The sequence below is a fragment of the Streptomyces sp. Y309 genome, assembly GCF_056712025.1.
Genome location: NZ_CM160048.1, coordinates 2,850,578 through 2,872,495, shown reverse-complemented (window position 1 = coordinate 2,872,495; position 21,918 = coordinate 2,850,578). Strand labels below are relative to the sequence as shown.

The following is a 21,918-nucleotide window of genomic DNA, read 5'->3' as shown; positions in this document are numbered from 1 at the left end:
TAACGGGAGGACGAGACGGTGGCTGTCGAACAGGAAGGCACGGTGCCCGCCGAGGCACGCGACGAGCACGCCCAGCTCGCCGAACAGATCGAGGAGCACCGCTTCCGGTACTACGTGAAGGACCAGCCGGTCGTCAGCGACGCCGAGTTCGACAAGCTGCTGCGCTCGCTGGAAGCCCTGGAGGAGCGGCATCCGGAGCTGCGCACCCCGGACTCGCCGACCCAGAAGGTCGCCGGTTCGTACGAGACGGACTTCGCCTCCGTCGAGCACCGCGAGCGCATGATGTCGCTCGACAACGCCTTCGACGACGAGGAGCTGGCCGCCTGGGCCGACCGCGTCGCCAAGGAGGTCGGCACCAGCGACCACCACTTCCTGTGCGAGCTGAAGATCGACGGCCTCGCGGTCAACCTGACGTACGAGAACGGCAGGCTGACCCGCGCCGCGACCCGCGGCGACGGCCGCACGGGCGAGGACATCACGCCCAACGTCCGCACGATCGCGGACATCCCCGAGCGCCTGCACGGCGACCGCATCCCCGCCCTCGTCGAGATCCGCGGCGAGGTCTTCTTCCCCATGGAGAAGTTCGAGGAGCTGAACGCCCGCCTGGTGGAGGCCGGCGACAAGCCCTTCGCCAACCCGCGCAACGCCGCGGCGGGCTCCCTGCGCCAGAAGGACCCGCGCATCACCGCGACCCGCCCGCTGCACATGGTGGTGCACGGCATCGGCGCCCGCGAGGGCTTCGACATCGACTGCCTCTCCCACGCCTACGCGCTGCTGCGCGAATGGGGCCTGCCCACGACCACGCACAGCAAGGTCGTCCAGGGCCTCGACGACGTCCGCGAGTTCATCGCGTACTACGGCGAGCACCGCCACTCCGTGGAGCACGAGATCGACGGCGTCGTCGTCAAGCTCGACGAGATCCCGCTCCAGGGCCGCCTCGGCTCCACCTCGCGCGCCCCGCGCTGGGCCATCGCCTGGAAGTACGCGCCGGAGGAGGTCAACACCAAGCTCGTCGACATCAGAGTCGGCGTCGGCCGCACCGGCCGCGTCACGCCGTACGCGGTGGTGGAGCCCGTCACCGTCGCGGGCTCGGAGGTCGAGTTCGCCACGCTGCACAACCAGGAAGTGGTCAAGGCCAAGGGCGTCTTCATCGGTGACACGGTGGTCCTGCGCAAGGCGGGCGACGTCATCCCGGAGATCCTCGGCCCTGTCGTCGACCTGCGCGACGGCAGTGAGCGCGAGTTCGTGATGCCCGCCGAGTGCCCTGAGTGCGGCACCACCCTGCGGGCCATGAAGGAGGGCGACATCGACCTCCGCTGCCCGAACGGGCAGACCTGCCCCGCCCAGTTGCGCGAGCGCCTGTTCTACCTCGCGGGCCGCAAGTGCCTGGACATCGAGAACTTCGGCTATGTCGCCGCGGCCGCGCTGACCAGGCCGTTGGAGCCCGCCGAGCCCCCGATCCTCGACGAGGGCGACATCTTCGACCTGAAGGTCGAGGAGCTGCTGCCCATCAAGTCGTACGTCCTCGACCAGGACTCGGGCCTGCCCAAGCGGGACCCGAAGACCGGCGAGGAGAAGGTCGTGACCTTCTTCGCCAACCAGAAGGGCGAGCCGAAGAAGAACACCCTCGCCATGCTGGAGAACATCGCAGCGGCCAAGGAGCGCCCGCTGGCCCGCGTCATCACCGGCCTGTCCATCCGGCACGTGGGCCCGGTCGCCGCCGAGGCGCTGGCCCGCGAGTTCCGCTCCATCGACCGCATCGAGCAGGCGACGGAGGAGGAGCTCGCCGCCGTCGAGGGCGTCGGCCCGACCATCGCCGCGTCCCTCAAGCAGTGGTTCGCCGAGGACTGGCACCGCGAGATCCTGCGCAAGTGGCGGGCCGCCGGAGTGCGCATGGAGGAGGTCGGCGGCGGAGAGGCCGAGGGCCCGCGCCCCCTGGAAGGCCTCACCGTCGTCGTCACGGGCACGCTCCAGAACTACACGCGAGATGGCGCGAAAGAGGCGCTGCAGAGCCGCGGAGCGAAAGTCACCGGTTCCGTTTCAAAGAAGACCGGATTCGTCGTAGTGGGCGACAACCCCGGTTCGAAGTACGACAAGGCCATGCAAGTGAAGGTTCCCGTTCTCGATGAGGACGGCTTCGCGGTCCTGCTCGAACAAGGGGCGGACGCCGCGCGGGAAGTCGCACTTCCGACCGAAGAATAGCGGTTGAAGGCCACCCGTTCAGCGCATATCAGATGCATACGGGTGGCCGGGTCGCATTCGGGCAACCGTAGACGACCGCTGCCCGTGGAAGCCTTCTGCGGCCTACTGTTGAGGTGTGCGCCTGCCGTGCCCCGCTGCGGATGGGGTAGCCCCCGCTCACCGAGAGCCGGGGGAAGGGTTTCAGACGCGGCTGTCCAGGGATCTTCAAGTCCGCGTGGCTCCGCGTGGCGTGGGCACCGCCGGCTGTGAGAGGGACGGGAATGGAACCGACCGAGAGCGTCGCCCCGGACTCATGGCTGCGGTCGCTCCTGCGGCGCACGCTCGGCGCCCGGCGCGGCCGCGCGCACGGCACGGGCGCCGCCCGGAGCGACACCGCCGCGTGGCCCGGCGGGACCCCCGAGTTCCGTCCCCGTGAGCGGGCCTGGACCGTGCCCGGCGGCGCCGACGCGGTCGCGGTGCCCAGCTGGGCGGACGTTTCCGGCCCCGATCCCGCCCCGCAGGAGGAAGCAACACCCATACGGGGTAGGGCAATTGGTGAGGGACCGGAGCCGGGCGGACAGGTCGTGCCCGTGCGGGGAACCGGCGGTCACCGAGCGGTGGTCCCGGCGGAGGCTGGCGTGACGGCGAGTGCCGAAGGTGAGCGGCGGGGCGCGGGTGGACACGGCGCGCCCTGGACCGGCGCGGAAGAGACGGGCATCGCGGCGGACGCCACCCCGCCCGCGACCGCACCAGCCGTGCGCGGCACGGCAGTTGACGGCACGGCGGGCCCCGGACTCGCCGGCGCGGGCTCCCCGGCTGTTCCGGGTGGAGTCCGCGGTGGGGCGGCGGCGCCCGCCCTCCGGGGAGCCGTCACCGGCTCCGCGGGCGGCGGGGAGTCCTCCGCGGGCAGGGGTTCGGTGACCGGCTCCGGGGGAGGTGGGGACGCCGCGGGCGTGCGGGGTGCGGTGGCCGGCGTCGGCGGGGACGCCCCGGCCGGCCGAGGCGGTGGGCGGGCCGGGACGGACGCCGCGGCGGGTGAGGGCGGCGGGGCGCAGCGGCGCGGGCTGTGGCGCGGAGGCGGCGGACGCGGGACGGACGCCCGGGGCGCCGACGCGCGAGGGGCGGACGTGCGGGGCCAGGGACTTGACGGGGCCGGGGTGGACGGGGCCGATGACGAGGCCGGGCGCGGGAGCTGGCAGCTGCTGCCCGCGGCCGTCGTCGCCGCGGCCGCCGTCGTCCTCGGCACCGGCTTCTTCCACGCCTTCACCGGCGGCCACCCGCTCTTCCCGTCCGGCACGGTCGGCTGGTCCCTCGCGGTCCTGACCGGCCTCATCGTCGGTCACCTCGTCGCGCTCGGCCGCGACCGCTGGTGGGGCGGCACGGGCTCCGGCGGCGCGCTGACCGTCGCCGTCCTGCTGCTGTACGGCTGGATGCCCGCGGGCATGGTCAGCCTCACCGTCGTCGTCCTCGTCGGCGTCGCCCGCCGCCACCGCTGGCGACAGGGCGTCCTGCACGGCGCCGTGGACATCCTCGGCATCGGCGCCGGCGCCCTCGCGATGGCCGCGTTCGGCACCGCACCCTCCGCCGACACCCCCTGGAACCCGGAGAGCTGGGACCTCTACACGGCGCCCGAGGTGGCCCTCGTAGCCGTCGCCTATCTCGCCGTCACCCGCGTCCTGCTCTGGTACGTGCACGCCCCGCGCACCGGCGCGCTGCCCACCGTCACCCGCACCGCCCTGGTCCGGCAGGGCCTGCTCGGCGTGGCCCTGCTCGGCATCGCCCCGCTGATCTGCGTCGTCGCGATGTCGCTGCCGCTGCTCCTGCCCCTGTTCACGATCCCGCTCGTCGCCCTGGACTCCACGCTGTGGATCGCGCGGGCCAGAGCCGAGGAGCAGCTCCGCGACCCGCTGACCGGGCTGCCCAACCGGCAGTGGCTCCTGGAGCGGACCTGGACGGCCCTGGACGACGCGGAGCGCATCGGCGCGCGCTCCGCCCTGATGCTGTTCGACATGGACCGTTTCCGTTCGGTCAACGACACCCTCGGCCATCTCGCCGGTGACCGGCTGCTCCTGCAGATCGCCGACCGGCTGCGGCTCGCGCTGCCGCGCGGCGCGGAGGCGGCCCGGCTCGGCGGCGACGAGTTCGCGGTGCTGCTGCCGGTCGCCGACTCCACGACGTCCGCCACGCGCGTCGCCCGCTCCCTGGTCGCCGCCCTCGGCTCCCCCCTGGACCTGGACGGCCTCACCCTCGTCCTCGAGGCCAGCGCGGGCCTCGCCGTCTTCCCCGATCACGCGCTCGACGCGGAAGGGCTCCTGCGCCGCGCCGACGTGGCGATGTACCAGGCCAAGCGGGACCGCACGGGCGTGGAGGTGTACGAGTCCAAGCGGGACTCCAACACCCCCGACCGGCTCGGCCTCCTGGGCGACCTGCGCCGCGCCCTGGACGCGGGCGACGTGGAGCTGCACTACCAGCCGAAGGTCCGCTTCGACGGCCAGGTGGCCGGCCTGGAGGCGCTGGTGCGCTGGGTGCACCCCGAGCGCGGCAAGGTGCCGCCGGACGAGTTCATCGCCATCGCCGAGTCGTCCGGCCTCATGCCGCACCTGACGGAGTACGTCCTGGAGTCCGCCCTCGCCCAGGTGGCGCGGTGGCGCAAGCAGGGCCTGAACGTCCCGGTCGCGGTGAACGTGTCGCCGCGCGACGTGCACACCCCCGGCTTCGCGGGCGCCGTCGCCGCGCGCCTGGCCCGCCACGGAGTGCCCGCCGGGGCGCTTCAGTTGGAGATAACGGAACACGTGCTCCTGGAGGACCCGCAGCGCGCCGCCGACACCCTCGCCGGGCTCACCGGGCACGGCGTGAAGATGTCCCTCGACGACTTCGGCACCGGCTACTCCTCGCTGGTGCACCTGCGCCGCCTGCCCGTCAGCGAGCTGAAGATCGACCGGTCGTTCGTGGCCCGGCTCGCCGTCGACAACGAGGACGCCGAGATCGTGCGCTGCACGGTCGACCTCGCGCACTCCCTCGGCCTGCTCGTCGTCGCCGAGGGCGTCGAGGACGACGAGACCTGGGAGCGCCTGCGCGACCTGGGCTGCGACGCCGTCCAGGGCTGGCTGGTCGCCGCCGCGATGCCGCCGAGCGAGACGACGGCGTGGTTGCGTACGCGCGGTGAGCGCGGGTGGCACCGGCAGGTGGACCCGCCGGATGCCTCCGCCCCCGCTGCGCCGGACGCGGCTCCGACGCCGCCCACCCGGGCGGTGCCGTAGCCGTCGGGGGTCCGCTGGATCTGCCGCGCCGGTCGTTTTGCTTCTGCGGCTCCGTCGTGGCTGGTCGCGCAGTTCCCCGCGCCCCTTCGGGGCGCGACCTCGTCGTCGGCCTGCACCTCAGGTGCCGAAGTTGTCGATACGGATCGGCCACGTCGCGAACAGCGCGAACAGGCCACCCACCGTGGCTGAACGGCCCCGGAGAGAAGTCGGGCGCGGGCAGCTCGGCCCGCCCCATAGGATTGGGGGCGAAACCATCACACTCACCCCTGAGGATCGCTGCATGCCTGGCATCACGCGCGAGGAGGTCGCCCACCTCGCCCGCCTAGCACGTCTGGAGCTGAAGGACGAAGAGCTCGACCACTTCGCCGGACAGCTCGACGACATCATCGGCGCGGTCGCACGCGTCTCGGAGGTCGCCGACCAAGACGTACCGCCGACCTCCCACCCGCTGCCGCTGACGAACGTCATGCGCGCGGACGAGGTCCGTCCGTCGCTCACCCCCGAGCAGGCGCTCTCCGGAGCCCCGGCACAGGAGCAGCAGCGTTTCAAGGTGCCGCAGATCCTGGGGGAGGACTAACAAGTCATGACGGACAGCAACATCATCAAGCTCGGCGCAGCCGACATCGCCGCGAAGATCGCCGCCGGTGAGCTCACCGCCGTCGAGGTCACCGAGGCCCACCTGGCCCGGATCGACGCCGTGGACGAGAAGGTGCACGCCTTCCTGCACATCGACCGCGAGGGCGCGCTCGCGCAGGCCCGCGCCGTCGACGAGAAGCGCGCGCGGGGCGAGAAGCTCGGCCCGCTCGCCGGTGTCCCGCTCGCCCTGAAGGACATCTTCACCACCGAGGGCGTGCCGACCACGGTCGGCTCCAAGATCCTCGAAGGCTGGATCCCGCCGTACGACGCGACGGTCACCAAGCGCCTCAAGGCCGCCGACGTCGTCATCCTCGGCAAGACCAACATGGACGAGTTCGCCATGGGGTCCTCCACCGAGAACAGCGCGTACGGCCCGACCGGCAACCCCTGGGACCTGACCAGGATCCCTGGCGGCTCCGGCGGCGGCTCGTCCGCCGCCCTCGCCTCGTACGAGGCCCCGCTCGCCCTCGGCACCGACACCGGCGGCTCCATCCGCCAGCCCGCGGCCGTCACCGGCACGGTCGGCGTCAAGCCGACGTACGGCGGCGTCTCGCGGTACGGCATGGTGGCCTTCTCGTCCTCCCTGGACCAGGGCGGCCCCTGCGCCCGCACGGTCCTGGACGCGGCCCTGCTGCACGAGGCCATCGCCGGGCACGACCCGCTCGACTCCACGTCCATCGACGCCCCGGTCCCGCCGGTCGTCGAGGCCGCCCGCAACGGCAGCGTCCGGGGCATGCGCGTCGGCGTCGTCAAGCAGTTCCGCGGCGAGGGCTACCAGGCGGGTGTCGTGCAGCGCTTCGACGAGTCCGTCGAGCTGCTCAAGGAGCTCGGGGCGGAGATCGTCGAGCTGGACTGCCCGTCCTTCGACCTCGGCCTGTCGGCGTACTACCTGATCGCGCCGTCCGAGTGCTCCTCGAACCTGGCCCGCTTCGACGCCATGCGCTACGGCCTGCGCGTCGGCGACGACGGCACGAAGTCCGCCGAGGACGTCACCGCGCTCACCCGCGAGGCCGGCTTCGGCGACGAGGTCAAGCGCCGCGTGATGCTCGGTACGTACGCACTCAGCTCCGGCTACTACGACGCGTACTACGGCAGCGCCCAGAAGGTCCGCACGCTCATCACCCGCGACTTCGAGAAGGCCTTCGAGCAGGTGGACGTGATCGTCTCCCCGACGACGCCCACCACCGCCTTCCCGATCGGCGAGCGCGCCGACGACCCGATGGCCATGTACCTGGCCGACCTGTGCACCATCCCGACCAACCTGGCGGGCAACGCCGCCATGTCGCTGCCCTGCGGCCTCGCGCCGGAGGACGGCCTGCCGGTCGGGCTCCAGATCATCGCTCCCGCCATGAAGGACGACCGCCTTTACAAGGTGGGCGCCGCCGTCGAGGCCGCCTTCGTGGAAAAGTGGGGTCACCCGCTGTTGGAGGAGGCACCGTCGCTGTGAGCAGCAAGACACTGAGCAAGGCCAAGGGCTTCAAGAAGTCCAAGACCGGCACGTATCTGTCCATCGGCACCACCGCGTTCGGCGCGCTCAGCACGATCAAGCAGGTCAAGAAGGCCCGTGCCGAGCACGACACGCTCAAGCTCGTCGACGCGGTCGTCTCCGCCGCCGCCATCGTCACGGGCATCGCTCTGCTGGTGCGCGAGCTGAAGCGCATCGGCGACGACGACGTTCTGCTCGGCTGAGAGGGAAGTTCCAACACCGTGACTGTCACAACCCCCGAGCTGGTGCCGTACGAGGCCGCTCTCGCGACGTACGACCCGGTCATGGGCCTCGAGGTCCATGTCGAGCTCGGCACGAAGACGAAGATGTTCTGCGGCTGCTCGACCGCGCTCGGCGCGGACGCCAACACGCAGACCTGCCCCACCTGTCTCGGCCTGCCCGGCGCCCTGCCGGTCGTCAACGAGATCGCCGTGGAGTCCGCCGTCAAGATCGGTCTCGCGCTGCACTGCGAGATCGCCGAGTGGTGCCGCTTCGCCCGGAAGAACTACTTCTATCCGGACATGCCGAAGAACTTCCAGACCTCTCAGTACGACGAGCCGATCGCCTTCAACGGCTATCTGGACGTCCAGCTGGAGGACGGCGAGGTCTTCCGCGTGGAGATCGAGCGCGCCCACATGGAGGAGGACACCGGCAAGTCGACGCACGTCGGTGGCGCCACCGGCCGCATCCACGGCGCCTCGCACTCCCTGCTCGACTACAACCGCGCGGGCATCCCGCTCATCGAGATCGTCACCAAGCCGATCGTCGGTGCCGGGGAGCGCGCCCCTGAGGTCGCCAAGGCGTACGTCGCCGAGCTGCGCGAGCTCATCAAGGCGCTCGACGTGTCCGAGGCCCGGATGGAGCAGGGCCAGATGCGCTGCGACGTGAACCTCTCGCTGCGCCCCAAGGGCCAGGAGAAGTTCGGCACCCGCTCCGAGACGAAGAACGTCAACTCGCTGCGCTCCGTGGAGCGGGCCGCCCGCTTCGAGATCCAGCGCCACGCGGCCGTCCTCGGCGCCGGCGGGAAGATCGTCCAGGAGACCCGGCACTTCCACGAGGAGGACGGCTCCACGACGCCCGGCCGGGTCAAGGAGGAGGCGGAGGACTACCGCTACTTCCCCGAGCCCGACCTGGTGCCGGTCGCCCCGACCCGCGAGTGGGTCGAGGCACTGCGCGCGCAGCTGCCCGAGCTGCCGCTGGCCCAGCGCAACCGGCTGCGCGAGGAGTGGGGCGTCTCCGCCCACGACATGCAGTCGATCCTCAACGCCGGTGCGATCGGCCCGATCGTCGCCACCATCGACGCGGGCGCGGACGCGGTCTCCGCCCGCAAGTGGTGGATGGGCGAGCTGGCCCGCAACGCCAACGAGCAGGGCGTGGACCTCGGTTCGCTGCCGATCACGCCGGAGCAGGTGGCGCGCGTCTCGGCGCTCGTCGCCGCCGGTGAGCTGAACGACAAGCTGGCCCGCCAGGTCATCGATGGCGTCCTCAAGGGCGAGGGCACGCCCGACGAGGTCGTCGAGAAGCGCGGCCTGAAGGTCGTCTCGGACGAGGGCGCGCTGACCGCCGCCGTCGAGGAGGCCATCGCCGGCAACCCGGCCATCGCGGACAAGATCCGCGGCGGCAAGGTGGCGGCGGCCGGCGCCCTGGTCGGCGCGGTCATGAAGGCCACCCGCGGCCAGGCCGACGCGGCCCGCGTCAAGGAGCTGATCCTGGAGCAGTTGGGCGTCGAGGGCTGACGCCGAGCCTTCCCCGTACGCGAAAGGGGGCGCCGCATCCATCGGGTGCGGCGCCCCCTTCCGCATGCCGGGGACGTTCACGCCGACTTCCGCCGTCGGTCTTCCCAGTGCAACCGGCAGTCACTACCGTCCCAGCTCAACAGACCAATGGGTCACCGTTGAACCATTGGGCGTCGACTGGAGGTTGGGCGTGGCGGAGATATCGCGCAGGCGGCTGATGGCTGTGGGCGGGGGCGCCCTCGGGGCCGCCGCGGTGGGGTCCTTCCTGCCGCCCGCACTTACGGAGGCCCTGGCCAAGGAGCCGCCGAAGGGCGGGCTCGACGCGATCGAGCACGTGGTGATCCTGATGCAGGAGAACCGGTCCTTCGACCACTACTTCGGGACCCTGCGCGGCGTCCGCGGCTTCTCGGACCGCAACGCGATCCAACTGCCCGGCGGCAAGAGCGTGTTCGAGCAGCCCGGCGGGCCGGGCACCGTCCTGCCGTTCCCGGTGCGCGAGGCCGCCGCGGCGCAGCAGAAGGACCTGCAGTACATCGGCGCGCTCGACCACTCCTGGCGCGGCGGCGCCAAGGCCTGGCGCGACGGCTGGATGGACGGCTGGATCACCGCGAAGACCGCGGCCACCATGGCGTACTACACGCGCGAGGACATCCCGCTGCACTACGAACTCGCCGACACCTTCACCGTCTGCGACGCCTACCACTCCTCCATCCACACCTCCACCAGCCCCAACCGCAACCACCTGTGGAGCGGCAGGACGGGCTTCGAGGCGGACGGCAGGCGCGCCGTGGAGAACGACGCGTACGACGAGGGCAAGCACCCCGGCTACGACTGGGGGACGTACGCCGAGCGCCTGGAGAAGGCGGGCGTGAGCTGGCAGACGTACACGGAGTGGGAGAACTTCACCGACAACCAGATCGAGTTCTTCACCACTTTCAAGGCGATCGCGCGCAAGGTCCTCGCCAAGACCGGCGACACGTATCTGGAGGCCTTCTACGCCAAGGTCCGGGACGCCAAGGACGAGGCCGCGCGGGCCAGGCTGCTCGCCGCGCTCGACGACGGCGTCAAGACGCTGACCAAGCGGGAGCGGTCGCTGTTCGAGCGGGGGCTTCGCCGGGTGCCGACCGGCAAGCTGGCCGAGACGTTCGCCGCCGACGTCGCGGACGGCAGGCTGGCCAAGGTCAGCTATCTGGTGCCGTCCGCTCTGGACTCCGAGCACCCCTCGGTCTCCTCGCCGGTGCACAGCGCCACCATCGTCTACAAGGTCCTGGACGCGCTCGCCTCGCATCCCGAGGTGTGGCGGCGTACCGCCGTCTTCATCAACTACGACGAGAACGACGGCTTCTTCGATCACGTGCCGCCGCCCGTGCCCCCGACCGACCACCAGGAAGAGCGCTGGCAGGGGCTGCCCACGGGGCTCGGGGCGCGCGTGCCGATGCTCGTCGTGTCGCCGTGGACCGTCGGCGGCTATGTGTGCTCGGAGATCTTCGACCACACCTCCGTCGTGCGCTTCCTGGAGAGGTGGACGGGCGTGCGCGAGCCCAACATCGGCGCCTGGCGCCGCACGGTCACGGGCGATCTCACCGGCGCCTTCGACTTCCACCGCGGCCACCGCCAGCCGGAGGTGGAACAGCCCGGCACCATCCCGGTGTTCAGCGGCCGCTGGCAGCCGAAGCCGCCGGAGAAGCAGTCGATGCCCGAGCAGGAGCCGGGCGTGCGCCGGGCGCGCCCGGTGCCCTACCAGCCGGATGCCGACCTCAGGCGCACCAAGGACGGCACCCTGAAGGTGCGGCTGCGCAACGGCGGCCGGCGCAGCGCGCACTTCGCGCTGTACCCGTACGCGGCGGAGTTCCCCGTTCCGCAGCACCAGGACGTGCCGCACGACGGCGGCTGGATCCTGCCCGAGCAGAGTGACGCGTATCACTTCACCGTCACCGGGCCGAACGGATTCCGCCGCGAATTCGTAGGACAGAGGGAAGGCGCGGCCGCCCTCTCCTCGGCGATCACCCGGCGCGAGATCCATCTGACGCTGGCCAACCGGGGCAAGGGGCACCTCGTCTTCACGGTCAGGCCGCTCGGATACGTGGAGGAAGCCGACGTCCGGCGGCGCACCCGCACGGTTCGGATCAAGGCAGGAAGCAGCCGCACCATCGCCTGGCAGACGGGCGACGAGCGCGGCTGGTACGACATCGAGGTCACCGCCGAGGGCGACAAGGCCTTCCGGCGGCGCCTGATGGGGCACATCGAGAACGGGCGCGCGAGCGTCTCGGGCTGACCCCCCGGGGCGGGCCGCGAGCCGCCCCGGGGAGCTTGTGATCTTGTGAGTAAGGCCACGAAACGGACTAAGGATCTCCAGGGGGTGTCAGAGTGACGGGCATGGGTCATGTCGTCGCATAAGCAATGATCATGATCCATTTCCCCCGCACGTATTCCTCATGTGTTCTTTACGGGTCACTCCGACGCTTCCCGGCTGTTCCCGCTGAAGATCCGCGAATCCTCCAGGGAGCCAGTCCGTGGCAGCACTCGCCCGGTGGTGCGTCAGGCACCGCCTAGTCGCCGTACTGCTCTGGCTCCTCGCACTCGGCGGCACGGCGGCCGCGGCCGCCGCGGTCGGCTCCGCGTACTCGAACAACTACGAAGTGCCGGGCACCGAGGCCGACCGCGCGACCAAGCTCCTGGGCGAGGGCTTCCCCGAGCTCGGCGGCGACAGCGACACCGTCGTCTGGCACACCGGCACGGACCAGAAGGTCCGCTCCGCCGCCGTCGAGCAGACGATGACCGAGACCCTCGACCGCATCGCGGACCTGCCGGGGATCGCGTCCGTCACCAGTCCGTACACCGACCCGGGCGCCGCGCAGATCAGCGAGGACGGCCGCACCGCGTACGCGACCGTCACCTTCCGTGAGCAGAGCGACTCCCTCGACCAGGCCCAGGCCCAGGCCGTCGTCGACACCGCGAAGGCCGCCGAGACCGACGGCCTCGACGTCGAGCTCGGCGGCAGCGCGATCGGGCTCACGGAGTCCAAGAGCGCCAAGACCGCCGAGATCGTCGGCGTGGCCGTCGCCGCCGTCGTCCTCTTCCTGGCCTTCGGCTCGCTGGCCGCCTCGCTCCTTCCCATCGCCACGGCGGTCGTCTCCGTCGGCACGGCGTACGCGGGCATCGTGCTGCTCGGCCACTTCATGACCGTCGCGGACTTCGCGCCCATGCTCGGCACCCTCATCGGGCTCGGCGTCGGCATCGACTACGCGCTGTTCATCGTGACCCGGCACCGCAAGGGCCTCAAACGCGGCCTGCCCGTGGCCGAGGCCGCCGAGCGGGCCGTCGCCACCACCGGCCGCGCCGTCGTGTTCGCGGGCGCCACCGTCTGCATCGCCCTGCTCGGCATGCTCATCCTGCGCCTGAGTTTCCTCAACGGCGTCGCCATCGCCGCGTCGCTCACCGTGATCCTGACGGTCGCCGCGTCCGTGACCCTGCTCCCCGCGCTGCTCTCCTTCATCGGGCCGCGCGCCCTCAGCCGCCGCGAACGCCGCAAGCTGGCCGAGAGCGGGCCCGCGCCCGAGGTGCCGACCGGGCTCGCCGCCCGCTGGTCCGCGTTCGTCGAACGGCACCCGAAGCTGCTCGGCGGCGTGGCCGTGGCCGTGATCGCGCTGCTCGCCATCCCCACCCTCTCGCTGCACCTCGGCACCTCCGACCAGGGCAACAACCCGGCCACCAGCACCACCCGGCAGGCCTACGACCTGCTGGCCGACGGCTTCGGCCCCGGCGTGAACGGCCCCCTCACCCTCGTCACCGAGGTCAACGGCGCCCCCGACCGGCTCGCCCTCGACAACCTCGGCTCCACCCTGAAGTCGACGCCGGGCGTCGCTTCCGTGAGCCCGGTGACGTACGACGACAGCGGGGCCGCCGCCTTCCTCACCGTCGTGCCGGACTCCGCCCCGCAGTCGCAGGCGACCAGCGCCCTGGTTGACCGGCTGCGCGCCGACGTGCTCCCCAGAGCCGAGACCGGCACCTCCCTCGACCTGCACGTCGGCGGCGTGACGGCCGGCTACGACGACTTCTCCGAGATCATCGTCAGCAAGCTGCCGCTGTTCGTGGGCGTCGTGATCGGCCTGGGCTGCGTCCTGCTGCTGCTCGCGTTCCGCTCGGTCGGGATACCGCTCAAGGCCGCCGTGATGAACGTGGCGGCCGTGGCGGCGGCGTTCGGCGTGGTGGTGGCGGTGTTCCAGTGGGGCTGGGGGAGCGAGCTGATGGGCCTGGGACGGGCGGGGCCGATCGAGCCCTTCCTCCCGGTCATCATGGTCTCCGTCCTCTTCGGCCTCTCCATGGACTACCAGGTGTTCCTGGTCAGCAGGATGTACGAGGAGTGGCTGGAGACCGGGGACAACCGTGTCGCCGTCCGCGTGGGCCTCGCCGAGACCAGCCGCGTGATCAACTCCGCTGCCGTGATCATGATTTCGGTCTTCCTGGCGTTCGTGCTCAGCGGGGACCGGGTGATCGCGATGTTCGGCATCGCGCTCGCCGCGGCCGTCGCGCTCGACGCGTTCGTGCTGCGTACGCTGCTCGTCCCCGCGCTGATGCACATGCTCGGCGGCGCCAACTGGTGGCTGCCGAAACGCCTGGACCGCTGGCTGCCGCGGATCAGTATTGAGGTGCCCGAATCGCGGACACGTGCGACGATCCCCGGACAGCGTGCCGGGGAGGACGCCCCGCTCGCGCTGAACGACCGGTGACGAAGGGCCGGGCGGGCGGATGTCGCGCGCCCGGCCGGAGCGTGTGAGGAGCGGCGGGGATGTTCGCGATATCCGTGGGGGAAGGGGCCGAGCTGCGGCCCATCGAGCCGTGGCAGGCCGAGGAGCTGCTGGCCCATGTGGAGCGGGCGCGCGAGTACGCGGGCCCCTGGGTGCCGTTCACGGTGAAGGTCAAGGACGTGGAGTCGGCGCGGGCGCACCTCCAGCACTTCGCCGAGCGGCAGGCCGCCGACACCGGGCGGCTGTACGGGATCTGGCTCGACGGGACGCTCGTCGGCGGCGTGCTCTTCCGGATCTTCGACACGCAGGTCGAGTCGTGCGAGGTCGGCGTGTGGCTGGAGCCGTCCGCAGCGGGGCGCGGGCTGATCACCAACGCGGCGCGCGTCATCATCGACTGGGCGGTCGACCAGCGCGGCATGCACCGCGTGGAGTGGCTGGTGTCCTCGCTCAACGAACGCAGCAAGAAGGCGGCGAAGCGGCTCGGTTTCGTGCGGGACGGGGTGCTGCGGGAGTCCTTCCCCTGGCAGGGGATACGGCACGACATGGAGGTGTGGTCGGTGCTCGCGCCGGAGTGGCGGGATGCGCGGGCGGCGCGTGCGGCCTAGGGCGTGTCCGATGGGTCCCGTCGGCGTCGCGGCGCCTGGCACGCGCGTCTGCCGCGTTGTCGTCGGTTGCCGACGCTCCGCGTCGACGCCCTCCTCCGCCTTGCAGCCACACGCACCAGACACCGCTCGGCCCCACGAACACGCACCCGGAACACAGCCGACCGGACCCATCGGACACGCCCTAGGGCGGCGGGCGCTGACCGGCGCGACCGGTGGCGCGGGCGCACGGCGTTAAGGGGACTCTCAGAATGGGGCCGTCGCGGTAAGAGAGTTCTCAGACTCCGTCCGTACGGTGCGGGGCATGGGAACCAAGGCAGTTGACGAGTCCGCAGAGACCGCCGAGACCGTGGAGGCCACGGAGGCCGAGAAGGCCCCGGTGACCGGGAAGACCACGGAGACCGAGGAGGCCGTCGAGTCCGCCGGGGCCGACGGCGCTCTGGACGACGAGGACTTCGAGCAGGACGACGACGGTGAGGCCGAGGCGGCGACCGGCAAGGCCGCCGCCTCCGCCGGGGTCGGCCAGGGCGCCGGTGCCGTCGTCGCCGCCGCGCTCGGCGTCGTCGGGCTCTCCGGCGGCTGGCTCGGCACCGTCGCGTCGGCACGCGAGTCGCTCATCGGCCAGCTCAAGACGTCGCAGAGCGCCGGCGTGGCCGAGCAGGTCCAGCAGGTGTACGGCGACTCCTGGAAGACGACGGCGCTGGTCGGCGGCCTGTTCGCGCTCGCCGCGCTGGTGGCCGGTGTCGCCGTGCTGCTGCGCCCGGCGTTCGGCGACCCGGGGCGCGTACAGGCGCCGTGGATCAAGTCGGTGGCGTGGGCCGGTGTCGCGCTCGGCGTGATCGGGCTCGTACTGGCGATCGCGAAGTACACGGACCTGCTGCTGGGCCTCCCGTCGACGAGTTGATCATGTGCCGGTATGGGGGAAGAGCCCCGTCTAAGGCCCCACCCCCGCCCTAAGGCCCCCACCACCCCCAAGATGCGGCACTCTCCCGATGTGCCGCACCCCCCTGGCGAACGACAGTGGACCCATCGCCGAAAGCGATGACGGAACACACCACTGAGAAGCCAGGAGAACGACATGTTCGAGTACGAACTGCACCAGCTGCGGACCGCCGAGCTCGCGCAGGCGGCCGAGCGGCACAGCCTCGTCCGTGAGGCCCGCCGGGCCCGCAAGGCCCTCCGGAAGCGCGGCCACGCAACCGAGGGGCGGGTGACACCGGCACGCGCCACGGACCACTTCACACGCGCCGCGTGACGGGGCGGGCATGCCGCCCCCGCGTACGCCACCCGACGCCACCCCGGTTTCGCCCACCGGGAAACGCCCTGCCCCAAAGCCCCAGGTCTGTGCCATGCTCACGCCCGTGGAGACCAGGTCAGTCAGCCCGGTGTTCGTCGGCCGGGCCGACGAACTGGGCGCACTCAACGACGCGCTCGCCCGCGCCGCCGCCCCCACGGCGGGGCCGGTGGGCGAGCCGCAGGCGCTGCTGCTCGGCGGGGAGGCGGGCGTCGGCAAGACGCGCCTCCTGGAGGAGTTCGCGGCCGGAGCCTGCGCGCGCGGCGCCGTCGTCGCGGTCGGCGGCTGCGTGGAGATCGGCGCGGACGGGCTGCCCTTCGCGCCGTTCTCGACGGCCCTGCGCACGCTGCGCCAGAAACTGCCCGCCGAATTCGCCGCCGCGGCGGCCGGCCAGGAGGAGGAGCTGGCGCGGCTGCTGCCCGAGCTGTGCGACGCCGCGCCCCTGCCGGGCAGCGCCGGACGGCACGGCGAGGAGGCCATGGCCCGGCTCTTCGAGCTGACCGCACGCCTCCTGGAGGCCATCGCCGCCGAGCGCACCGTCGTCCTCGCCCTGGAGGACCTGCACTGGGCCGACGCCTCCACCCGCCACCTCCTGTCGTACCTCTTCCGCACGCTGCGCCACGGCCGCCTCGTCGTCCTCGCCAGCTACCGCGCCGACGACATCCACCGCCGCCACCCGCTGCGCCCCCTGCTCGCCGAACTCGACCGGCTGCGTACGGTCCGCCGCGTCGAGGTGCGCCGCTTCACCCGCGACGAGGTCGGACGCCAGATGGCCGGGATCCTCGCCGCCGAGCCCGAGCCGAAGCTGGTCGACGACGTCTTCGAGCGGTCCGACGGCAACGCCTTCTTCGTCGAGGAACTGGCCGTCGCCTCGCACGGCAGCAGTTGCGCGAACCTCACCGACTCGCTGCGCGACCTGCTCCTCGTACGCGTCGAGGAACTGCCCGAGGACGCCCAGCGGGTGGCGCGGATCGTCGCGGAGGGCGGCTCGACCGTCGAGTACGACCTGCTCGCCGAGGTCGCAGGACTCTCCGAGGACGACCTGATCGACGCGCTGCGGGCCGCGGTCGGCGCCAACATCCTGATCCCCTCGCCCGGCGGCGACGGTTACCGCTTCCGGCACTCCCTGGTGCGCGAGGCCGTCGGCGACGACCTGCTGCCCGGCGAGCGCTCCCGCATCAACCGCCGCTTCGCCACCGCCCTTGAGGCCGACCCGTCGCTGGTCGCCGCCGACCAGCGCGCCACCCGCCTGGCCAGCTACTGGTACCACGCCCACGACGCCGCCAAGGCTCTGCCCGCCGTCCTCAACGCCTCCGTCGAGGCCCGCCGCCGGCACGCCTACTCCGAGCAACTGCGGCTCCTGGAGCGGGCGATGGAACTCTGGGACGAGGCCCCGGACGACGTCCGCGTCCGCCTGCGCCCCGTCGACTACACCGAGGTCTACCCGCCCTGCGGCTGCGACCCCGAGACCACCCCGCTGCGCTATCTCGACCTGATGGCCGAGGCCGCCGTCGCGGGCCGGCTGTGCGGCGAGCGCGAACGCGCCCTGAAGATCACCAAGCGGGCGCTGCGGCTCCTGGAGGAGGAGCCGGAGCCGGACGCGCTGCGCGCCGCGTGGTTCTGGGTGCAGCGCTCCCGGCTCGTGCAGACCCTCGCCCGCGGCGACGGCTGGAAGGAACTCGCCACCGCCCAGGACCTCGTCCGCGGCCATCCGCCGTCGGTCGTGCACGCCGAGGTGCTCGCCATGGTCGCCGGCTGGTCCATGCTGCACGAGCCGGGCCCCGAGGCCTTCGCCGCCGCCGAACAGGCCGTGGAGTACGCCCGCATGGTCGGCGCCCGCGACATCGAGCTGACCGCCCGCCTCACGCTCGGCGGCCTGATGGTCGACGCGGGCGAGATCGACGCCGGGTTCGCCGAGCTGTTCGCCGTCCGCGACCAGGTGCTCGCGAGCGGCAGCGTCGGCCCGATCGGCCGCACCTACATCAACCTGCCGTCCGTCCTCGAGGGCGTCGGCCGCTCCCGCGAGGCCGTCGAACTCCTCGACGAGGGCATCGGCCTCGCCCAGCGGTACGGCCTGGTCGAGTCCGAGCACTGGATGTGGGTCAACCACTCCGAGTCGCTCTACGGCCTCGGCCGCTGGCAGGAGGCCGCCGAATCGGCCCGCCGCGCGGGCCTGAGCGCCAAGCCGCGCGGCGGCGCCTGCCTGCGCCTCGCCCACCTGGCGCTCGCCCGCGGCGACATCGCCGAGGCCGCCCGCCAACTCGCCGACGCCCGCAAGCACTTCGGCACCCATGACCCGATGCCGCAGAACTCCCTTCCGCAAGCCCGCGTCGCCGTCGGCGTCGCCGCGGGCGAGGGCCGCATCCTCGACGCCCGCGCCGAGCTGGAACAGGCCGTCGCCACCGGCTTCCCGCCCGGCACCCAGCGGTACGGCTGGCCGCTGCTCCTCGCCGCCGCCACCGCCGAGGCCGACGCCCGCGGCCTGCCCGTCGCCGCGCCGGGCCGCACCGAAACCCTCCACCTCATCCGCACCACCGCCAAGGGCATGCCCGCCAACGTCCCGGTCTGGCAGGCGTACGAACTCTGGGTCCGCGCCGAACTCCGGCGCGCCGAGGGCCGCGCCACCCCCGACGACTGGCTGGCCGCCCTCACCGCCGTCGCCCCGCTGGAGCGCCCCTACGACCTCGCCCGCGTGCGCCACCGCCTCGCCGAGTCCCTGCTCACGGCCAACACCGCGACCGGCGGCGCCGCCGACCGCGACCGGGCCGCCGAACTGCTCCGCCAGGCCGGTGCCGTCGCCGAGCACCTGGGCGCCCGCCCCCTCGCCGACGCCGCCGACCGGCTCGCCCAGCGTGCCCGGCTCTCCCTCACCGGCGCGGCCCCGGCCGCGCCCGCCGACCCCGCCGAGGCCCTCGGCCTGACCTCCCGCGAACGCGACGTCCTGCGCCTGGTCACCGCCGGCCGCACCAACCGCCAGATCGCCGAGGAACTCTTCATCGCCCCGAAGACGGCGAGCGTCCACGTCTCCAACATCCTCGGCAAGCTCGGCGTCGCGGGTCGCGGCGAGGCGGCGGCGCTGGCCCACCGGCTCCAGCTGTTCCCGGCCGCACCGGAGGAGGCGACGGGCCCGCCCCGGTAGGCCCGCGTCCCGGCCCCCGGGGAATGCCCGCGTCCTCGCTTACGCTGGACAGAGGACCACCCGTCCGGTCCCTGGAGGCGCAGTGTTCAACGTGTTCGAGCAACTCTTCGCCCCGGGGCGCAAGCACACGGACGACGAGAACAAGCGTCTTGAGCTGTCCCGGGTCGACGTGGACGACGGAGACCCCGGGCGCGGGCCGATCGATCTGTCCTCCGGCACGGTCGTCGTCCGGGTGCCGAAGCAGGCCGACACGGATCCCGAGGACCGCACAGCACCCGAGGACCGCACGGATCCCGGGGACCGTGCTGACCGCGGGGGCGAGGCCGACGACTCCGTGGAGTCCGCGGACGCCGAGCGCCGTGCCGACTCCGGTGACGCGGCCCGCGACTGACCGTCGCCGCTCTTTCACCTGGCCCGCTACTTCACCTGCACCGCCACTGCTCCCGCATCGCTACTTCACCCGCACCTCCAGGATCTTGTCGTCGCCCTTCTCCGGTGTGCCCCGGGAGTCCGTCTCGCTCGTCACGAGCCACAGCTTGTCGCCGCCCGCCGCGACCACGGTGCGCAGTCGGCCGTGCTTCTCCGTGAGGAACGCCTCCGTCTTCGGCTCGCCGTCCACGCCCCGCACCGGGATCCGCCACAGCCGCTCGCCGCGCAGGCCCGCCATCCAGACCGAGCCCTGCGCGTAGGCCACACCGCTCGGGGAGCCCTCGGACGTCTTCCACTCGGCCACCGGCGCGTGGAAGCCCTTGCCGTCCCCGTCGCCCTTGCCCTCGACCTCCGGCCAGCCGTAGTTGTCGCCGGCCTTGATCTCGTTCAGCTCGTCCCAGGTGTCCTGGCCGAACTCCGAGGCCCACAGGCGCTTGTCCTCGTCCCAGTCCAGGCCCTGGACATTGCGGTGGCCGTACGAATACACGGGGGAGTCGAACGGGTTGCCCGGGGCCGGTTCGCCGTCCGGGGTCAGGCGGAGGATCTTGCCGCCGAGGGACTTCTTGTCCTGGGCGAGATCCTTCTCGCCGGTCTCTCCCGTGCCCGCGTACAACATCTTGTCCGGGCCGAAGGCGATCCGGCCGCCGTTGTGGATCACGCCCTTCGGGATGCCCTTGAACACCGTGTCGGGCGCGCCCAGTTGCCGGCCCGACGGCTTCTTCTCGTCGTACAGCATGCGGGCGATGCGGTTGTCGGACTCGGTGGTGAAATACGCGTACACCTGGTGGTCGGATGCGTACGTCGGAGAGAGGGCGAGGCCCATCAGGCCGCCCTCGCCCGCGGGGGCGACCCCGGGCACCTTGCCGACCTCCGTCTTCTTGCCGGACTCACCGTCGACCCGGGTGATCGTGCCCTCGTCGCGCGAGGACACGAGCAGGTCGCCGCCGGGCAGCGGGGCGAGGCCCCAGGGGGACTTCAGGTCCGTCGCGAGCGTCTTGGTGACCTCGGCGGAGCCCTTCTCCGGCGGGGGCGCGGGGCCGTCGCCCGATGGGGACGCGCCCGTCTCGGCGGGGCTCGACTCGGCGCTCTTGCCGCCTCCCGGGTCGCCGTCGTCGTCGGACGAGCATCCGGTCGCGAGCAGCAGCGCGGCAGCGGCCAACATGGCCGTAACAGCGGAACGTTGGGCAGACAGCACGATCAGGGTCCCTTCGACGCGGCGCTTCTACTGTTCATACACCGCAGCTGCCCCGCAGGTTCCCTTCCACCGCGCGCCAATTCCGATCAGTCTGGCTGGGGCCTGGGGCCTGGGGCCTGGGGCCTGGGGCCGCTCGGCCGACGAGGACGGTCGGTACCTCCGCCGACTGGGGCAGGTCAGTCCCACGACCCCTGCGCCGGCGGCAGCGCCGCGATGTCCGCCAAGTCCTGGCGCGTCAGGCGCACCCCCGCCGCCCCCGCGTTCTCCCGCGCCCAGCGGTCCCGCTTGGCGCCGGGTACCGGCACCACCTGCGGTCCCTGCGCGAGCACCCAGGCGAGGGCCACCTGCGCGGGCGTCGCGCCGTGCCGCTCGGCGACCCGGCGCAGGCCCACCACCAGCGGCTGGTTGGCGGCCATCATCTCGGCGGTGAAGCGGGGGTGGCGGGCCCGCACGTCGTCCGGCTCGAAACCCTGGCCGGGCGTCAGCGTGCCGGTGAGGAAACCGTTCCCCAGCGGCATCGCAGCGAGCAGCCCCACCCCGCGCGCCGCGCACCACGGCAAAAGCGACTCCAGTGCCTCCGGCGACCACACCGACAGCTCGGCCTGCACCGCCGTCACCGGGAAGACCTGCTGGACCCGCTCCAACTGCCGGATCGTGGCGTCGTGCAGCCCCGCGCCCGCCCCCGCCCTGCGGCGCGCCCGCGCCCCCACCGCGCACAGCCCGAGCGCCCGCACCTTGCCCGCCGTCACCAGCTCGGCCATCGCGCCCCACGTCTCCTCGACGGGCACTTCGGGGTCCGCGCGGTGCAGCTGGTAGAGGTCGATGGTGTCCGTCTGCAGGCGCCGCAGCGACGCGTCGCAGGCCCGCTTCACATAGCCGGGGCGGCCGTTGGCGACGATGTGCTGCTCGCCGACGAGCAGCCCGCACTTCGTCGACACGAAGGCCTCCGCGCGCCGCTCCTTGAGCACCCGGCCGATCAGCAGCTCGTTGGTGAACGGCCCGTACATGTCGGCCGTGTCGAGGAGCGACGAACCCTGGTCGAGCGCCGCGTGCACGGTCCGCAGCGAGTCCTCCCCCCGCTGCCGCGAGCCGGTGTACGCCCAGCTCATCGGCATGCAGCCGAGTCCGACGGCGCCCACTGCGAGCGCCCCGGCGCCGATCGTCCTGCGCTCCACCTGGCCGTACCCTCCCCTGTCCGGTGATCTTCGTCCC

Annotated in this window: 15 protein-coding genes; 13 read left to right on the top strand and 2 right to left on the bottom strand. The window is 72.4% G+C overall.

Annotation, left to right across the window (positions count from 1 at the left end):
• The first annotated feature begins 18 nt into the window (after positions 1-18).
• The 13 genes from ligA (at position 19) to AC0KTA_RS10695 (ending at position 19,473) form a co-directional block, all read left to right on the top strand.
• Positions 19-2,202, top strand: a complete 2,184-nt coding sequence (gene ligA, locus AC0KTA_RS10755; protein WP_481054886.1) for an NAD-dependent DNA ligase LigA — start codon at positions 19-21, stop codon at positions 2,200-2,202.
• Between the two features lie 1,106 nt (positions 2,203-3,308).
• Positions 3,309-5,441, top strand: a complete 2,133-nt coding sequence (locus AC0KTA_RS10750) for a putative bifunctional diguanylate cyclase/phosphodiesterase (protein WP_481056380.1) — start codon at positions 3,309-3,311, stop codon at positions 5,439-5,441.
• 280 nt (positions 5,442-5,721) lie between these two features.
• Complete coding sequence (gene gatC, locus AC0KTA_RS10745; RefSeq protein ID WP_016642027.1) at positions 5,722-6,018, top strand: Asp-tRNA(Asn)/Glu-tRNA(Gln) amidotransferase subunit GatC; 297 nt, start codon at positions 5,722-5,724, stop codon at positions 6,016-6,018.
• Positions 6,019-6,024: 6 nt separating this feature from the next.
• The gene (gene gatA, locus AC0KTA_RS10740) at positions 6,025-7,524 is read left to right on the top strand and encodes an Asp-tRNA(Asn)/Glu-tRNA(Gln) amidotransferase subunit GatA (protein ID WP_481054885.1); all 1,500 of its coding nucleotides are present in this window, start codon (positions 6,025-6,027) and stop codon (positions 7,522-7,524) included.
• On the top strand, positions 7,521-7,766 hold the full coding sequence (locus AC0KTA_RS10735) for a hypothetical protein (RefSeq protein ID WP_481054884.1): 246 nt from the start codon (positions 7,521-7,523) through the stop codon (positions 7,764-7,766). The genes gatA and AC0KTA_RS10735 overlap by 4 nt, the downstream gene beginning before the upstream one ends.
• Before the next feature lie 18 nt (positions 7,767-7,784).
• On the top strand, positions 7,785-9,299 hold the full coding sequence (gene gatB / locus AC0KTA_RS10730; RefSeq protein ID WP_481054883.1) for an Asp-tRNA(Asn)/Glu-tRNA(Gln) amidotransferase subunit GatB: 1,515 nt from the start codon (positions 7,785-7,787) through the stop codon (positions 9,297-9,299).
• Between the two features lie 190 nt (positions 9,300-9,489).
• Entirely contained in the window at positions 9,490-11,574 is a 2,085-nt protein-coding gene (locus AC0KTA_RS10725) for a phosphocholine-specific phospholipase C (protein WP_481054882.1), read from the top strand.
• A gap of 238 nt (positions 11,575-11,812) precedes the next feature.
• Positions 11,813-14,029: an MMPL family transporter gene (locus AC0KTA_RS10720; RefSeq protein WP_481054881.1), complete on the top strand. Its 2,217-nt coding sequence runs from the start codon at positions 11,813-11,815 to the stop codon at positions 14,027-14,029.
• 59 nt (positions 14,030-14,088) lie between these two features.
• Positions 14,089-14,652, top strand: coding sequence for a GNAT family N-acetyltransferase (locus AC0KTA_RS10715; RefSeq protein ID WP_481054880.1), 564 nt, complete (start codon positions 14,089-14,091; stop codon positions 14,650-14,652).
• A 301-nt stretch (positions 14,653-14,953) separates the two neighbouring features.
• Positions 14,954-15,553 carry a hypothetical protein gene (locus AC0KTA_RS10710; RefSeq protein WP_481054879.1) on the top strand — a complete coding sequence of 200 codons (600 nt, stop codon included), beginning with the start codon at positions 14,954-14,956 and terminating at the stop codon, positions 15,551-15,553.
• Positions 15,554-15,727: 174 nt separating this feature from the next.
• Positions 15,728-15,904 carry a hypothetical protein gene (locus AC0KTA_RS10705; protein ID WP_481054878.1) on the top strand — a complete coding sequence of 59 codons (177 nt, stop codon included), beginning with the start codon at positions 15,728-15,730 and terminating at the stop codon, positions 15,902-15,904.
• 94 nt (positions 15,905-15,998) lie between these two features.
• Positions 15,999-19,082 carry a helix-turn-helix transcriptional regulator gene (locus AC0KTA_RS10700; protein WP_481054877.1) on the top strand — a complete coding sequence of 1,028 codons (3,084 nt, stop codon included), beginning with the start codon at positions 15,999-16,001 and terminating at the stop codon, positions 19,080-19,082.
• Positions 19,083-19,164: 82 nt separating this feature from the next.
• Entirely contained in the window at positions 19,165-19,473 is a 309-nt protein-coding gene (locus tag AC0KTA_RS10695) for a DUF6191 domain-containing protein (RefSeq protein WP_481054876.1), read from the top strand.
• A gap of 60 nt (positions 19,474-19,533) precedes the next feature.
• On the opposite strand, the gene AC0KTA_RS10690 is transcribed toward AC0KTA_RS10695, so the two are convergent.
• Both AC0KTA_RS10690 and AC0KTA_RS10685 read right to left on the bottom strand, forming a co-directional pair.
• Positions 19,534-20,673: a PQQ-dependent sugar dehydrogenase gene (locus tag AC0KTA_RS10690; protein ID WP_481054875.1), complete on the bottom strand. Its 1,140-nt coding sequence runs from the start codon at positions 20,671-20,673 to the stop codon at positions 19,534-19,536.
• A gap of 209 nt (positions 20,674-20,882) precedes the next feature.
• The gene (locus AC0KTA_RS10685) at positions 20,883-21,881 is read right to left on the bottom strand and encodes an aldo/keto reductase (protein ID WP_481054874.1); all 999 of its coding nucleotides are present in this window, start codon (positions 21,879-21,881) and stop codon (positions 20,883-20,885) included.
• Between the last annotated feature and the right edge of the window lie 37 nt (positions 21,882-21,918).

Coding starts and splice junctions, on each gene's coding strand:
- gatC (WP_016642027.1), top strand. CDS start 5,722: ATGCCTGGCATCACGCGCGAGGAGGTCGCCCACCTCGCCCGCCTAGCA.
- gatA (WP_481054885.1), top strand. CDS start 6,025: ATGACGGACAGCAACATCATCAAGCTCGGCGCAGCCGACATCGCCGCG.
- AC0KTA_RS10715 (WP_481054880.1), top strand. CDS start 14,089: ATGTTCGCGATATCCGTGGGGGAAGGGGCCGAGCTGCGGCCCATCGAG.
- AC0KTA_RS10710 (WP_481054879.1), top strand. CDS start 14,954: ATGGGAACCAAGGCAGTTGACGAGTCCGCAGAGACCGCCGAGACCGTG.
- AC0KTA_RS10705 (WP_481054878.1), top strand. CDS start 15,728: ATGTTCGAGTACGAACTGCACCAGCTGCGGACCGCCGAGCTCGCGCAG.
- AC0KTA_RS10700 (WP_481054877.1), top strand. CDS start 15,999: ATGCTCACGCCCGTGGAGACCAGGTCAGTCAGCCCGGTGTTCGTCGGC.
- AC0KTA_RS10690 (WP_481054875.1), bottom strand. CDS start 20,673: ATGTTGGCCGCTGCCGCGCTGCTGCTCGCGACCGGATGCTCGTCCGAC.